This window comes from Cellulomonas persica (assembly GCF_007989825.1).
Taxonomy (GTDB): Bacteria; Actinomycetota; Actinomycetes; order Actinomycetales; family Cellulomonadaceae; genus Cellulomonas; species Cellulomonas persica.
The window spans coordinates 159,291-173,709 of the sequence record NZ_BJUA01000006.1; the positions used below are offsets into that span (position 1 = coordinate 159,291).

At 72.6% G+C, this 14,419-nt stretch carries 14 protein-coding genes; 5 read left to right on the forward strand and 9 right to left on the reverse strand.

Features of this window, described 5'->3' with window-relative positions; translation table 11 throughout:
* Positions 1–18 precede the first annotated feature (18 nt).
* The 3 genes from CPE01_RS07770 to hrcA form a co-directional block, all read right to left on the reverse strand.
* Entirely contained in the window at positions 19–777 is a 759-nt protein-coding gene (locus CPE01_RS07770) for a 16S rRNA (uracil(1498)-N(3))-methyltransferase (protein WP_146806077.1), read from the reverse strand.
* Position 778: 1 nt separating this feature from the next.
* On the reverse strand, positions 779–1,909 hold the full coding sequence (gene dnaJ / locus CPE01_RS07775) for a molecular chaperone DnaJ (protein WP_146806078.1): 1,131 nt from the start codon (positions 1,907–1,909) through the stop codon (positions 779–781).
* Positions 1,910–2,024: 115 nt separating this feature from the next.
* The gene (hrcA, locus tag CPE01_RS07780) at positions 2,025–3,047 is read right to left on the reverse strand and encodes a heat-inducible transcriptional repressor HrcA (RefSeq protein WP_146806079.1); all 1,023 of its coding nucleotides are present in this window, start codon (positions 3,045–3,047) and stop codon (positions 2,025–2,027) included.
* Between the two features lie 167 nt (positions 3,048–3,214).
* On the opposite strand from hrcA, the gene CPE01_RS07785 reads away from it, so the two are divergent.
* Positions 3,215–4,069, forward strand: a complete 855-nt coding sequence (locus CPE01_RS07785; RefSeq protein WP_146806080.1) for a DUF3097 domain-containing protein — start codon at positions 3,215–3,217, stop codon at positions 4,067–4,069.
* Between the two features lie 100 nt (positions 4,070–4,169).
* Here the strand turns inward: CPE01_RS07785 and CPE01_RS07790 are convergent, their stop codons facing one another.
* Positions 4,170–5,120, reverse strand: coding sequence for a DUF2189 domain-containing protein (locus CPE01_RS07790; RefSeq protein ID WP_146806081.1), 951 nt, complete (start codon positions 5,118–5,120; stop codon positions 4,170–4,172).
* A gap of 218 nt (positions 5,121–5,338) precedes the next feature.
* On the opposite strand from CPE01_RS07790, the gene CPE01_RS07795 reads away from it, so the two are divergent.
* Entirely contained in the window at positions 5,339–5,740 is a 402-nt protein-coding gene (locus CPE01_RS07795; protein WP_146806082.1) for a DUF4870 domain-containing protein, read from the forward strand.
* A 412-nt stretch (positions 5,741–6,152) separates the two neighbouring features.
* A complete protein-coding gene (locus CPE01_RS07800) occupies positions 6,153–7,955 on the forward strand; it encodes a hypothetical protein (RefSeq protein ID WP_146806083.1) in 1,803 nt (600 codons plus the stop codon).
* Between the two features lie 26 nt (positions 7,956–7,981).
* On the opposite strand, the gene hemW is transcribed toward CPE01_RS07800, so the two are convergent.
* Complete coding sequence (hemW, locus tag CPE01_RS07805) at positions 7,982–9,220, reverse strand: radical SAM family heme chaperone HemW (RefSeq protein WP_146806084.1); 1,239 nt, start codon at positions 9,218–9,220, stop codon at positions 7,982–7,984.
* A 25-nt stretch (positions 9,221–9,245) separates the two neighbouring features.
* Complete coding sequence (gene lepA, locus CPE01_RS07810; protein WP_146806085.1) at positions 9,246–11,132, reverse strand: translation elongation factor 4; 1,887 nt, start codon at positions 11,130–11,132, stop codon at positions 9,246–9,248.
* 121 nt (positions 11,133–11,253) lie between these two features.
* On the opposite strand from lepA, the gene CPE01_RS07815 reads away from it, so the two are divergent.
* Positions 11,254–11,952 carry a maleylpyruvate isomerase family mycothiol-dependent enzyme gene (locus CPE01_RS07815; RefSeq protein WP_146806086.1) on the forward strand — a complete coding sequence of 233 codons (699 nt, stop codon included), beginning with the start codon at positions 11,254–11,256 and terminating at the stop codon, positions 11,950–11,952.
* 100 nt (positions 11,953–12,052) lie between these two features.
* Positions 12,053–12,256 carry a dodecin family protein gene (locus CPE01_RS07820; RefSeq protein ID WP_146806087.1) on the forward strand — a complete coding sequence of 68 codons (204 nt, stop codon included), beginning with the start codon at positions 12,053–12,055 and terminating at the stop codon, positions 12,254–12,256.
* Positions 12,257–12,315: 59 nt separating this feature from the next.
* On the opposite strand, the gene CPE01_RS07825 is transcribed toward CPE01_RS07820, so the two are convergent.
* Genes CPE01_RS07825 through CPE01_RS07835 form a run of 3 tightly spaced genes read right to left on the reverse strand, consistent with a single transcriptional unit; the run spans position 12,316 to position 14,377 of the window.
* A complete protein-coding gene (locus CPE01_RS07825) occupies positions 12,316–12,759 on the reverse strand; it encodes a hypothetical protein (protein ID WP_146806088.1) in 444 nt (147 codons plus the stop codon).
* The gene (locus CPE01_RS07830) at positions 12,756–13,169 is read right to left on the reverse strand and encodes a hypothetical protein (protein ID WP_146806089.1); all 414 of its coding nucleotides are present in this window, start codon (positions 13,167–13,169) and stop codon (positions 12,756–12,758) included. The genes CPE01_RS07825 and CPE01_RS07830 overlap by 4 nt, the downstream gene beginning before the upstream one ends.
* Positions 13,166–14,377, reverse strand: coding sequence for a WXG100 family type VII secretion target (locus CPE01_RS07835; RefSeq protein WP_146806090.1), 1,212 nt, complete (start codon positions 14,375–14,377; stop codon positions 13,166–13,168). Before CPE01_RS07835 ends, CPE01_RS07830 begins: the two co-directional genes overlap by 4 nt.
* Positions 14,378–14,419: the final 42 nt, after the last annotated feature.

Consider the following 14,419-nt stretch of genomic DNA (forward strand, 5'->3'; position numbering starts at 1 on the left):
GTGCGCGCGACGACCGTGCTACGACCAGCGCCCGAGCCGCGTCGCCAGCAGCGCGAGCGCCACCGGGCCCGCGGTCGACGTGCGCAGCACGTGCGGGCCGAGCCGCACCGGTCGCGCGCCGGCGTCCGTGAGTCGCGCGAGCTCGTCGTCGCCGATGCCGCCTTCGGGGCCGACGACGACCAGCACGTCGCCCGCGTCGGGCAGCGCCGTGCCCGCGAGCGGCTCGGTCGCGTCCTCGTGCAGCACCAGGACGGCGCCGCCGGCCTCGACGACCTCACGCGTGCGCGCGGCCAGATGCCTCGAGTCGAGCGCGTGCGCGACGTCGGGCACCCACGCGCGTCGTGACTGCTTGGCCGCGGTCCGGACCGTCCCGAGCCACCGCGCGCGGGACTTCGCGGCACGCTCGCCGCGCCACACGACGATCGAGCGCTCGGCCTGCCACGGCACCACCGCGTCCGCGCCGACCTCGGTCGCCGCCTCGATCGCGAGCTCGTCACGGTCACCCTTGGCGAGCGCCTGCACGAGCACGAGCCGCACCGGGGGGGCGGGCTCGCGCACGACGTCCTGCGCCTGGACGTCGACGCCCTCGTGGGTCACGCTCGCGACCACGCCGACGAGCCGCACACCGCACGTGTCGACCACGTCCACGCGCTCGCCGGCGGTCCGGCGCTGCACGACGCCCGCGTGCCGCCCCTCGGCTCCGTCGAGGCGGACGACGTCACCCGGGGCCACGGCGTCGAGCCGGCCCGGCTCGACGAGGAAGACCGGTGCCGTCACCTCAGCGCCCGGCGAGCTTGTCGCGCAGCTTGCCGAAGACGCCCTGGTGGGCGGCAGCGAGCCGCGCCTCGGGGCGCTCCTCGCCCCGCAGCGCCGCCAGACGCTGCAGCAGCTCGACCTGCTCGTCGTCCAGACCCGTGGGGACCTGGACGTCGACGTGCACGTGCAGGTCTCCGCGCCCGCCCACGTGCAGGTGGCCGACGCCCAGACCCTTGAGCGTGACGACCTGCTCGGGCTGCGTGCCCGGGCGCAGGTCGACCTCCTGGGGTCCGTCGAGCGTCTCGAGCGTCAGGACCGTACCCAGCGCGGCGGCCGTCATCGGCACCGAGAGCGTCGCGTGCAGGTCGTCGCCGTCGCGCTGGAAGACCTCGTGCCGGCGCTCGCGCACCTCGAGGTACACGTCACCGGCAGGCCCCCCGGCCGGGCCGACCTCGCCCTGGCCGGTGAGCTTGATGCGCGTGCCGGTGTCGACACCCGCGGGGACGTCGACCGCGAGCGTGCGACGCGAGCGCACGCGACCCTCGCCCGCGCACTCGGTGCAGGGCTCGGGGATCGTCGAGCCGAACCCGCGGCACGCCGCGCACGGCTGGTTCGTCATGACCTGGCCGAGGAACGAGCGCGCGACGCGCTGCACGGTGCCGCGGCCGTGGCACACCTCGCACGTGCGCGGCGACGTCCCGGGCCGGCAGCAGGAGCCCTGGCACGTCGGGCACAGGACCGCGGTGTCGACCGCGATCTCACGGTGCGTGCCGAATGTGACCTCGGCGAGGTCGAGGTCGAGCCGCACGAGTGCGTCCTGGCCGCGACGCGACCGCGGGATCGGCCCGCGCTGCGCGGACGCACCCGTCGCGGCGCCGAAGAACGTCTCGAAGATGTCCTGGAAGCCGAAGCCGCCACCCATGCCGCCGCCGGGCGACGACGGGTCCGCGCCGAGGTCGTACGCGCGACGCTTCTCGGGGTTGCCGAGCACCTCGTACGCGCGCGAGACGTCCTTGAACCGGGCCTCGGCCGCCGGGTCGTCGCCCGCGACGTCCGGGTGGTGCTCGCGTGCGAGCTTCCGGTAGGCCTTCTTGATCTGCTCGGGCGTCGCGTCGTGCGCGACCCCGAGGATCTCGTAGTAGTCGTTGCTCACGAGGTGGTGTGCTCGCTTCCTGGCGGGCTCGTCGGGCGGTCAGGACGCCGCGGCGTCCGGTGTGTCGTCGTCGGGACGTGCTGGGTCGTCGGGACGTTGAGGCAGGTCGGTCAGGTCACCCGGCGAGGATGCGGGTGAGGTAGCGGGCCACGGCGCGCACCGTCGCCATGGTCGCGGGGTAGTCCATGCGGGTGGGTCCGATCGCACCGACGCGCGCGACCGCCGCGCCGCTCTCGTCGCCGTACCCGCTGGTCACGAAGCTCGTGCTGACGAGCCCGTCGTGCTGCGTCTCGTGCCCGATCCGGACCGAGACCGTGGCGCTGTCCTCCGCCATGTCGGACAGCAGCCGCATGAGCACGACCTGCTCCTCGAGCGCCTCGAGCACCGGGCCGAGGCTGCGCGCGAAGTCGTCCTTGCTGCGCGCGAGGTTCGCGGTGCCCGCGAGCACGACACGCTCCTCGCTCTCCTGGTGCAGCGTCTCCTCGACCACCGCGACGACGCGCCGCAGCAGAGCCAGGTCGTCGGCCGAGTACTGCTCGGCGAGGTCGTCGACCAGCCCGGCGAGCTCCGCGATGCGGCGACCCGCGACGCGTGCGGCGAGCGTCGCACGCAGCTGGGCGACGACGACCTCGTCGAGGTCGCGCGCCGCCTCGAGCGTGCGCTGCTCGACCCGCCCCGTGTCCGTGATGAGCACGACGAGCAGCTGCCGCTGACCCACGGGGACCAGCTCGACGTGCCGCAGCGTCGAGCGACGCAGCGACGGGTACTGCACGACCGCGACCTGGTGCGTGAGCTGCGCGAGCAGCCGGACCGAGCGGTCGACCACGTCGTCCAGGTCGACGGCGTCCTCGAGGAACGCGCTGATCGCACGCTTCTCGGGTGCCGACAGCGGCTTGACGGTGGTGAGGCGGTCGACGAAGACGCGGTAGCCCCTGTCGGTCGGGATGCGCCCCGCGGACGTGTGGGGCTGGGCGATGTACCCGGAGTCCTCGAGCGCGGCCATGTCGTTGCGGATGGTCGCGGACGAGACCCCGAGCGAGTGCCGTTCGACGAGGGCACGCGACCCGACGGGCTCGCTCGTGGCGACGTAGTCCTCGACGATCGCGCGCAGCACGTCCATCCGCCGCTCGTCGCTCATCGCCGCCTCCGTCCTTCCGCGTCGCCCGTCGTGGCTGCCGTCGTGCCGCTCCTGGAGCAAGTAGCACTCACCGTTCCCGAGTGCCAATCCTACGCCGCGCCCGTCCGGTTCCCACGGTGCCGTCCGCCACGCCCCCTAGGGTGACGGACCGAGAGACGGAGGTCGAGATGGATCGGTACGGCAGCGACGTGCTCGGCGGCGGAGGCCGTACCGAGCACCACCGGGCACCGCGGGTCTCGCGGCCCCAGGCCGCCGAGCGCGGCCTCGTCGTCGAGGAGGTCACGACCGGCTGGGTCGGTGCGGTCGTGCGCGTCGAGAAGTCCGGCGGTCAGCACGTCGTCGTGCTCGAGGACCGGCACGGGCGCACGCGCACCTTCCCCCTCGGTCCCGGCTTCTGGGTCGACGGCGAGCCCGTGCGTCTCACACCGCCCGTGACGTCGACCGCCCCGCGCCCGCCCGAGCGCACCGCGTCGGGGTCGCGCGCCGTGCACGGCGCGCGGGCCCGGGTCGCCCGCGGCAGCCGCATCTGGGTCGAGGGCAAGCACGACGCCGAGCTGGTCGAGAAGGTCTGGGGCGACGACCTGCGCGTCGAGGGCGTCGTCGTCGAGCTGCTCGAGGGCGTCGACCACCTCGTCGACGCGGTCCGCGAGTTCTCCCCGACGCCCGACCGCCGGATCGGCGTGCTGGTCGACCACCTGGTCCCCGGCTCGAAGGAGGCGCGGATCGCCGCCGATGCCCTGCGCGCGGCGCCCGCGGGCACGCTGCTCGTGCTCGGCCACCCCTACGTGGACGTGTGGCAGGCGGTGCGCCCCGAGCGGCTCGGGCTCGCCGCGTGGCCGACGATCGAGCGCGGCACCGAGTGGAAGCTCGGCATCCTGCGCGAGCTCGGCTGGCCCGCGGACGAGCAGGCGGACGTCGCCCACGCGTGGAAGCGGATCCTGGCCTCGGTGCGCAGCTACGCCGACCTCGAGCCGTCGCTGCTCGGCCGCGTCGAGGAGCTCATCGACTTCGTCACGGCGTGAGGGCGGCACCGCCTGGGTGACGAGGAAGGGCCCCGCGCTGCGGCGCGGGGCCCTTCCTGGTGCGTACCGGGACGAGGTCCCGAGGCCGGGCCTCGGGGCGTCAGGGGGCGACGGGCTCGTCGTTCAGGCGACGGAACACGTACGCCTGCGCGAGCAGCGACACCGGCAGCGCGACGAGGGTACCGACGCCGCACAGCAGGCTGCCGATGAAGCTCACCACGAGGATGCCGAGGAACAGCAGGATCGTCGTGCCGAAGTTCTTCACGACGAGCTGGTAGCTCGCCTTGATGGCGTCGACCGCACCGACCCCCCGGTCGACGACGTAGTAGAGCGTGAACTGCGCGAACAGCGCGACCGCGACGCCGGGCAGGTAGCACAGCAGGTAGCCGACCGAGGTGAGCACCGCGACGAGCAGCGACGCCACGATCACCGCGGTGAGGTTCTTGAACTTGAAGAACGTGTCCAGCGAGAGCGGCTCACCGCGGCTGATCCGCAGCGCGCCCTGGATGAACCCGGCCTGCATGATCGAGAACAGCAGCACGGCGACGAGCGTGATGAGCGCCCCCGAGAAGAGCACCGCGAACAGGTTCGGTCCGGAGCCGAACCTGATCGTGCCGTCCTCGTCGATCGTCGTCTCCGACGTGCCCAGGAAGATCCCGGCCACGATGAAGTACCACACCGCCACGACCGCCACGGTCGCGAGCACGTAGACGAGGATCGCGATCAGGATGGGGCCGACGTTCTCCGTGAACTTCTTCCAGCCCCACTTGAACGACTCGACCACGTCGACCTGCGAGCCCGGCCCGGCGGTCGCCGGGTAGCCGGCGGGCGGGGGCGGGTAGGCGCCGGCGGGCGGCGGGTAGGCACCGGCGGGCGGCGGCGGGTACGCCCCCGGAGGCGGCGCGGTCGGGCCACCGGCTGTCTCGGCGGGCGGGACCGGAGCGGCGGGCTCCGCGGGAGCGGCGGGCGACTCGGGCTCGAGCGGCCCCGTTCCTGCGGCGGGCGGGACCGGAGGGTTCTCGTCCTCCGGGCGCGGCGTGGTGTCGCTCATGCGTCTCCTTCAGTCACGTCGGGACCGGGATGGCCCGCCGAAAGCGAACCGAAGCCCACCGAGCATGTCAAGGAACCGTGAACGACCTGTGGACGCGCGGACGCACTACCCTGCGTGCAGAGAGCGCTGCAGCGTCACCCGAAGGGGTGTCACCAGCAGCGACGTCGCAGACCGCACGTCCCTCGCACGAGGACGCACGACCACACCGGAGGTACACCGTGAGCACGACTCCCCCGAACGGCGACCAGGGCTGGAGCGCGGCACCGCCGCCGCCCGCGTACAACGCGCCCCAGCCGCTGCGGCCCGACGAGGAGAAGACCTGGGCGATCCTCGCCCACCTCCTGCCGTTCGTCGTCTCCTTCCTCGCCCCGCTCGTGATCTGGCTCGTCTTCAAGGGACGTGGCGCCTACCTCGAGCACCAGGCCAAGGAGTCGCTGAACTTCCAGCTCACGCTGCTGATCGTCTCGATCATCGGCGGCATCCTCACGCTCGTGGTCGTCGGGGTCCTCGTGCTGATCGCGGCCGGCATCGGCGCGCTCGTGCTGCAGATCATGGCGGCGGTCGCCGCCAGCAAGTTCGAGTGGTACCGCTACCCGGTCTCCATCCGCTTCATCAAGTAAGGCCCCGGGCCGCGGCGATGCCCGACGACGTCGGGCTCATCGCCGCGGCCGGGATGGTCGACGGCGTCGCGCAGGCAGCCTGCTGGACCTGAGCACGGCCGAGGTCGACCTCGACGTCCTCGACCCCTGGCTGCGCGGCCCCCGGGCCGCTGTGAACCCCTGTGCGCGAAGCAGGGAGGATGCATCACCCGTGCGGGTGACGTTCCACCCCCGGTCGCGCATCGCGATCCCCGGTCCCCCACCGGTGAGCGCTCGGCACGGTACCTTCCCGCTGGCGTACCACGCCGTGGTCGACGCACGTCGCCAGACCACTCCACCCGAGGAGAGACCCGTGCGCCAGCTGCTCGACGCTCACGTCCGACGCACTCCGTTACGCCGGCTGCTGGCCCGGGCCGCGACGTCCGCGCTCGTGATGAGCACGATGTTCGTCGTCACCGCGGGACCGTCGAACGCCGCACCTGCGGCACCGCGCACGACGATCGCGGCCGGTGCCACAGCCGCTGAGGTCGAGGACAACGGCTCGACGCAGACCGCCAACCCGCTCGCACTGGGGACGACCGTCACCGGCCGTACGTCGGACTGGGAGGAGTGGGGCAGCTACGACGACCTCGACGTCTTCCGCTTCACGCTCCCGCGTGACAGCCGCCTGAACATCGCACTCACGTTCCCGTCCGGGCTGACCGGCAGCGCATACGACGTCACGGTCTACAACTCCGCCGGACACCGGGTCTACGGCTTCGAGCTCGCGGCCACCGACTCCACCGGAGCGTGGTCCGCGGACCGGGCCATGTTCCTGCCCGCTGGGACCGGCTATGTCGAGATCGCCGGTGAGGACGGCGACGCCACGTGGGGCAAGCAGTACCGGCTCACGCTGTCCGCCACCCCCGGCAAGGTCGAGACCGAGCCGAACAACTCGTTCGAGACCGCGGACACGCTCGCCCTCGCCACACCGGTCACAGCGTCCGCGCTCGGCGACGGCTACTTCGGCAACGAGAGCGACTTCTTCCGGATCACGCTGGCGAAGGCCAGCCGCGTGAACCTCACGCTGACGTTCCCGCAGGGGCTGCGAGGCCAGGCCTACGAGCTCGCCGTCTACGACGCCCGGGGTGCCCAGCGGTACTACCGGAGCCTGCACGCCTCCGCGTACGGCAGCAGGTGGACGGCCACATTCCCGGCGCACCTGACCGCTGGGGTCGCTTACGTCGAGGTCATGGGCCACTCCACCGACGCCACCTGGGGCAAGCAGTACGAGCTCACCGTCACGGCAACCCCCAGTGCGGTCGAGACCGAGGACAACGACTCGATCGAGACCGCAGACGCGCTCAGGCTCGGGACGACGACCTCGGCCTCGATCTTCAGCACGGACTGGTCGGCGTACGAGGACACCGACTTCTACCGGGTCACGCTGGACCGGCCGACGGACGTCGTCCTGCAGGTCGAGACCCCCGAGACGTCCGCCCCGTTCTACGAGGTGTGGCTCTGGAACGCCGACGGGGCGATCGTCCATGACGCGACGATCCCGTGGGACCGCAAGCGAACGACGCTGAACTACCAGCTCCCTGCCGGGACTTCGTTCATCTCGGTGCACGGCACGACGTTCAGCGTCGGCGACCCGTCCGCGTGGGGCAAGGAGTACCGCCTCACGGTCGTAGGCGTGCTGAAGGCCGGCACCCCGCGCATCGCCGGAACGCCGGTGATCGGCAAGACACTCACGGCCAAGCCCGGCACGTGGGGCCCGTCCGGGACGACACTGAGCTACCAGTGGTACCGCGGAGGGAAGGCGATCGCCGGCGCGACGGGGACGACCTACAAGGTGCGCACCGCCGACGCCGGTCGCACCCTCAAGGTCAAGGTCACGGGCCGCAAGGCCGGGTACGCCACCACGTCGTCGATCGCGACCCGGACGGTGTCCAAGGCGAAGACGCAGATCGCCGTGAGCCTGCCGGCCAGCGTGTCGACGAACGCTCGGGTCCCGGTGACGATCAAGGTCACGTCCGCCGCCACCGCCAGGCCGACGGGCACCCTCCTCGTCCACGTCGACGGCGTGCGCGTGAAGAAGACGCTCAAGCCCAGCGCCCGCGGCACGGTGACGGTCTGGTTCCCCAAGGTCGCCCGCGCGGGCACGTACCAGCTCTCGGTCAACTTCACGCCGTCGGGCTCCACGCGTGTCTCGTCGACCGCCCGAGCCGTCTACGCGACGCTCCGAGTCGTCTGACTCACGTCCAGGTCAGGCCCGGCAGATCAGGCGCCGAAGCCCGCCAGGGTGCGCACGACGAGGTCCGCGAGGAGGCGGCCGCGACGCGTGAGCACGAGCCGCTGGTCGGTCAGGAGCGGGCGGCCGTCGACGAGGCCGTCCGCGACGAGCCCCGCGACGCGCGTGCGCTCGTCGAGCGTCAGCTCGGCCAGCGGCATGCCCTCGGCGAGCCGCACGTGCAGCATGAGGCGCTCGAGCGCCGCCGCGTCGTCGTCGACGACCTCCCGTCCGGCGGCCGGGCTCAGCCCGGACTCGAGGCGCGCGGCGTAGGCGCGCGGGTGCTTGACGTTCCACCAGCGCACGCCCCCGACGTGCGAGTGCGCGCCCGGCCCGATCCCCCACCAGTCGTCGCCACGCCAGTACGCGAGGTTGTGCCGGCACGCGTGCTGCGGGCCGCGCGCCCAGTTGGACACCTCGTACCAGCCCAGCCCCGCCTCGGTCAGCAGCTCGTCGGCGAGCTCGTACTTGGCGGCCTGATCGTCGGCGTCGGGCAGCACGAGCTCGCCGCGGCGGACCTGGACGGCCATGCGCGTGCCCTCCTCGACGACGAGCGCGTACGCCGAGACGTGGTCGACGCCCGTCGCGAGCGCCGCCTCGACCGAGGTGCGCCAGTCGTCGAGCGTCTCGCCCGGCGTGCCGTAGATGAGGTCGAGCGACACGTCGAGACCCGCGTCACGCGCCCAGCGCACGACGTCGGGGATGCGTGCGGGGTCGTGCGTGCGCTCGAGCGTGCGCAGCACGTGCGGCACCGCGGACTGCATGCCGAACGAGACGCGTGTGAACCCGCCGGCCGCGAGCGCGGCGAGCGAGTCCGGCGTCACCGAGTCGGGGTTCGCCTCGGTGGTCACCTCGGCGCCGTCGGCGAGCCCCCAGGCGTCGTCGACCGCGCGGAGCATCCCGACGAGGTCGTCGGCCGGCAGCACCGTGGGCGTGCCGCCCCCGACGAAGACGGTCGAGACCGGGCGCTGCGGCAGCCCGGCGTCGCGCAGCACCCGCGCGCCCAGTGCCACCTCGCGCACCGCCGTGGCGGCGTACGAGACCTGGCTCGCTCCCCCGCCGAGCTCGGTGGCGGTGTAGGTGTTGAAGTCGCAGTAGCCGCAGCGCACCGTGCAGAACGGGACGTGCAGGTACACGCCGAACGCGCGCTCGTCGGCCCCCGCGACGACGCCCGACGGCAGAGCGCCGTCGGCGGGTGCCTCGTCGCCGTCGGGAAGGGCGGGGCTCATGCGGCCACGCCCGCGAGCAGGGAGGTCACTTCTTCTTGGCGTCCTTGGGCGCGGCGGCGTCCGACGAGAGCGCGGCGATGAAGGCCTCCTGCGGCACGTCGACCCGACCGATCGTCTTCATGCGCTTCTTGCCCTCCTTCTGCTTCTCGAGGAGCTTGCGCTTACGGGTGATGTCACCGCCGTAGCACTTGGCCAGGACGTCCTTGCGGATCGCGCGGATCGTCTCGCGCGCGATCACGCGCGAGCCCACCGCGGCCTGGATCGGCACCTCGAACTGCTGACGCGGGATGAGGTCCTTGAGCTTGGCCGTCATCATCACGCCGTACGCGTAGGCCTTGTCCTTGTGCACGATCGCGGAGAACGCGTCGACCTGCTCGCCCTGCAGCAGGATGTCGACCTTCACGAGGTCGGCGACCTGCTCGCCCGTGGGCTCGTAGTCGAGGCTCGCGTAGCCGCGCGTGCGTGACTTGAGCTGGTCGAAGAAGTCGAACACGATCTCGGCGAGCGGCAGCGTGTACCGCATCTCGACGCGGTCCTCGGACAGGTAGTCCATGCCCTGCAGGTCACCGCGCTTGGACTGGCACAGCTCCATGATCGCGCCGATGAACTCGGCCGGGGCGAGGATCGTCGCCTTGACGACGGGCTCGCGCACCTCGCGGATCTTGCCGCCCGGGAACTCCGACGGGTTGGTCACGTGGATCTCGGTGCGGTCCTCCATGACGACGTCGTAGACGACGTTCGGCGCGGTGGAGATCAGGTCGAGGTCGAACTCGCGCTCGAGCCGCTCGCGGATGATCTCGAGGTGCAGCAGGCCGAGGAAGCCCACGCGGAACCCGAAGCCGAGGGCGACCGACGTCTCGGGCTCGTAGTTGAGCGCGGCGTCGTTGAGCTTGAGCTTGTCGAGCGCGTCGCGCAGCGCCGGGTAGTCCGAGCCGTCGATCGGGTACAGGCCCGAGAAGACCATCGGCTTGGGGTCCGAGTAGCCACCGAGCGGCTCGGCGGCGGGCTTGCCCGCGTTGGTGACGGTGTCGCCGACCTTCGACTGGCGCACGTCCTTCACGCCCGTGATCAGGTAGCCGACCTCGCCGACGCCCAGGCCCTTGGTCGGGACGGGCTCGGGGCTGATGACGCCGATCTCGAGCAGCTCGTGGGTGGCCTTGGTCGACATCATCGCGATGCGCTCTCGCGGGTTGAGGTTCCCGTCGACCACGCGCACGTACGTGACGACCCCGCGGTAGGTGTCGTAGACCGAGTCGAAGATCATGGCGCGCGCCGGCGCGTCGGCGTCGCCGACCGGGGCCGGGACGAGCTCGACGATCCGGTCGAGGAGCGTCTCGACGCCCTCGCCCGTCTTGCCCGAGACCTTCAGGACGTCGGCCGGGTCGCCTCCGACGAGCCCCGCGAGCTCCTCGGCGTACTTCTCGGGCTGCGCCGCGGGCAGGTCGATCTTGTTGAGCACCGGGATGACCTGCAGGTCGTTCTCGAGCGCGAGGTAGAGGTTTGCGAGCGTCTGGGCCTCGATGCCCTGCGCCGCGTCGACGAGCAGCACGGCACCCTCGCACGCCGCGAGCGAGCGCGAGACCTCGTACGTGAAGTCGACGTGCCCGGGCGTGTCGATCATGTTGAGCGCGTACGGCTGGAGCGTCCCGGTCGCGTCCTCGACGGACCACGGCATCCGCACGGCCTGCGACTTGATCGTGATGCCGCGCTCACGCTCGATGTCCATGCGGTCGAGGTACTGCGCACGCATCGCCCGCGCCTCGACCACTCCCGTGAGCTGCAGCATGCGGTCCGCCAGCGTCGACTTGCCGTGGTCGATGTGGGCGATGATGCAGAAGTTGCGCAGGAGCTCGGGCGCGGTCGCGGCAGGGCGGATGCGCGCTGCGGCTGCGGCACTCGGGATCGGGGACACGCGGTGGGTGCTCCGGTTCTGGCTCGTCGTCCGGGCGGACGGTGGCTGACTGGCGGGACTTCGACGGTCGTCGGCCGTGCGGGACCTTCTCGGTCACGACGCACGACGCCACCATGGTCCCATGACGCAGGCACCGGCTGGAGCGCGCCTCGACCACCTCGCGGCGCTGCGGCGCGCGCAGCAGCGCTTCCTCGCCTCGATCGGCGAGGTCGACCCGAGCACCCCGATCCCCTGGTGCGGGCGCTGGCGTGCGCGCGACGTCGTCGTCCACCTGGCACGCATCCACCACTGGGCTGCCGGGCAGGCCTCGAAGCGCCAGGAGACCCCGCTGGGCCGCGGACCGTTCGTGCTCGACGAGTTCTACGCCGAGCACGCCGCCGAGCTGCGGGACACCCTCGAGCGCCTCGGCGAGGCCGAAGGGTGGACGCTCGTCGGGAACGGGCCGGCGTCGTGGTGGCGGCGGCGCCAGCTGCACGAGACGACCGTGCACCTGTGGGACCTGCGTGCGTCGTCGGGCCTGACGGTGGATGACGACCCCGTCGTGTGGTCCGACACGGTCGACGAGGTGGTCACGGTCATGCAGCCGCGCCAGGAGGCCATGGGGCGCATGGCGCCGCTGCCCGCTCCCGTGCGGCTGGTGGCCACCGACGTGCCGCGCACGTGGCTGCTGGGCGGCGCGGGGACGCCGACGGCCACGGTCGAGGCGACCGCGCAGGACCTCGCACTGCTCGTGTGGGGACGGCGCTCGGCCGACGACGTGAGCGTCACCGGTGACGGCGGCGCGTTGCGTGCCGCGCTGGCCGCCCGTCTCACCCCGTGACGGCGGCGCCGAGTTGCGGGCCGGTGTGAGCGCGGTCACAGTCGAAGGACGCGAGTGGCCCCGCCGCCGCGACCACCCACCCGACCCTGGAGGTCACGTCATGTCGTCCGTCGCCCGCATCACCAACATCAGCGCCCGCTCCGAGACGAGCTTCGACGACGCCGTGCGCGTCGGCGTCGAGCGCGCGTCCACGACGCTGCGAAACGTCACCGGGGCATGGGTCAAGGACCAGAAGGTCGAGGTCACCGACGGCGCGATCACGTCCTACCAGGTGGTGCTCGAGGTCACCTTCGTCCTGGAGTGACGTCCGCGCACGAGGGCACGCAGGTCACCGGTCGGCGTTGGCGCCCAGTGCACGTGGCGCTAGCCCGCGTCGTGCTGAGCGCGTTCCCAGGCGGCTGACCACTCGCCCACGTGGACCGTCGCCCCCGCACGCTCGAGCCTCGCGACGGCACCCGTCAGCGCGCGCGCGACACGCTTGCCCGCGCCCACCTCCGACGCGCCGGCCGTGCACGTCACGCCGATGCGGGCGCCGCCCGATGCCTCGTCGAGCACGCGCACCTGCACCTCGACGCGAGCGAGCACCGTCATGAGCGGGAGCTGGAGCACCTCGGACAGCCCGTACCCGCCGCGGACGCCGCGCACGGCGTCGAGCCCGCCAGGCACCGTCCGCACGCGGAAGCCGCACGGGGACAGGGCGCGCGCGAGCGCGTCGAGCAGCGCGGTGGGGCTCACGTCCGCCTGCACCACGCACCGGGGCTCGTCGGACCGCCGCGCACCCCACGGGCTGACCTGCGCGCCGCTCACGCGGACCCGCCTGGGGCCGTCCCGCGCGTGCGCAGCAGATCCTGGATCTCCGCGATGCCCTCGCGCAGCAGCGCACCGTCCTCGCCCGGCTGCGTCGCGCCCCTGCGGAGCTCGGCGCGAGCAGCCTCGCGGATGGCGACCGCCTCGGGTGACGTGTCGTCACCGCCCAGCACCGCCTCGAGCGTCGTCTGCCCGGCGTCGATGCGCACCTGCGCGCGCTGCCAGTGCGGGCCGAGCTGCCCGCGCCGCGCGGCCTCCTCGCGCCGCGAGGGCTCGTCCCGCGCCGCCCGCTCGTCGGCCGCGCGCACGACCTGCGCGAGCGCGGCGCTCGCCTGCTCGACCCGCGCGAAGGCGGCCGCCATGCGCTGGCCCGCCGTCAGCTGCTCGCCCGAGGGCTGCGACCCGCTCACGAGACGGCCGCCCCGGCGCGCCGGAACACGCCATCGGCCAGGTCCTCGACGATCGCCAGGCTTCCGACAGCCTGCGCCTGCGCGTCCGCGAAGGACGCGATCGCGTCGAAGAGCGACTCGATGAGGGTGTAGACCAGCCGCACGATGCTGAAGATCGTCTCGACCTTCCAGTACGCGGTCGCGAGCAGGACGCCCCAGCCGACTCCCGGCACGGCCAGCTCGGCAGCGATCTCGATCAGCAGCTGCGAGAGCTTGCGCAACCCGAAGCCGATGCCCGCGCACACGCCCTTGATCAGCAGGCCGACGGCACCCATCGCCGTCGCGACCGCGTCGAACAGCGGGGCCACCTTGAGCAGCGCACCGCTGATGCCCGCCATCGACACGCGGAACGCGTCGGCCGCCGCACCGGACCACCCGGTCACCGTCGTCGACACCAGGTGCGCGTGGTTGGCGGCGACGGCCTGCAGCGCGGCGCTCACGTTGGACCACGCCTGTGCGGCCTTCTCGACGCCTCGCGGGTCGCCCGCGAACGGCTTGAAGATGAGCTCCTCGAGCATCGAGTACCCGACGAGCTGCTCGAACACCCAGTCCACGCTGCCCAGCAGCAGGCCCGCGCTCCAGCGCAGGTCCTCCATGACGTTCGCGCTCGCCACGGGCGTCACGAGGTACGACGTGGCGTCGACGGACTCGCTGACCGCGTCGCCCGTCCCGCCCCAGGCGCTCACGTCACCGAGCAGGCCGCGCGCGGCGTCGATCGCCTCGACGACCGACTCCTGCGTCGAGGCGATCGACTCCCACAGGTAGGAGTCCGTGCTGCCCCAGCTCGACGGTGCGCTCGAGTCCGCGGGGCCGATCGGCGAGCTGGTCACCGGTGCGGCGGCCCCGTTCCACCCCGCGTCGAGGTCGCCGCCCAGCCGCCGCAGCCGGTCGAACGCGGACTCGTCGGCCGTGACGTACGCCGAGAACGTCGCGGATGCGCAGTACGCGGTCGTGTCGCACACGCGCGCGAGGGTGTCGGTCACGAGGCGACCCGTGCCGAGCGCCGCGTCGGCGTACGGCTGCAGGCCCAGCAGGACCAGGCCGAGCGACCCGTGCAACGAGCCGTGCGCCTCCAGGTGCGCGCTCATGGCGCGGCAGTGCACACCCTGACGTGCGAGCACCTGCCCCGCGCGGTCGATCGTCGTGAGGTCGGTCGTCAGCTCGCCCACGTCACCTCCAGGAAGCGCCTCGATTGCGGACGTACGCCGCGA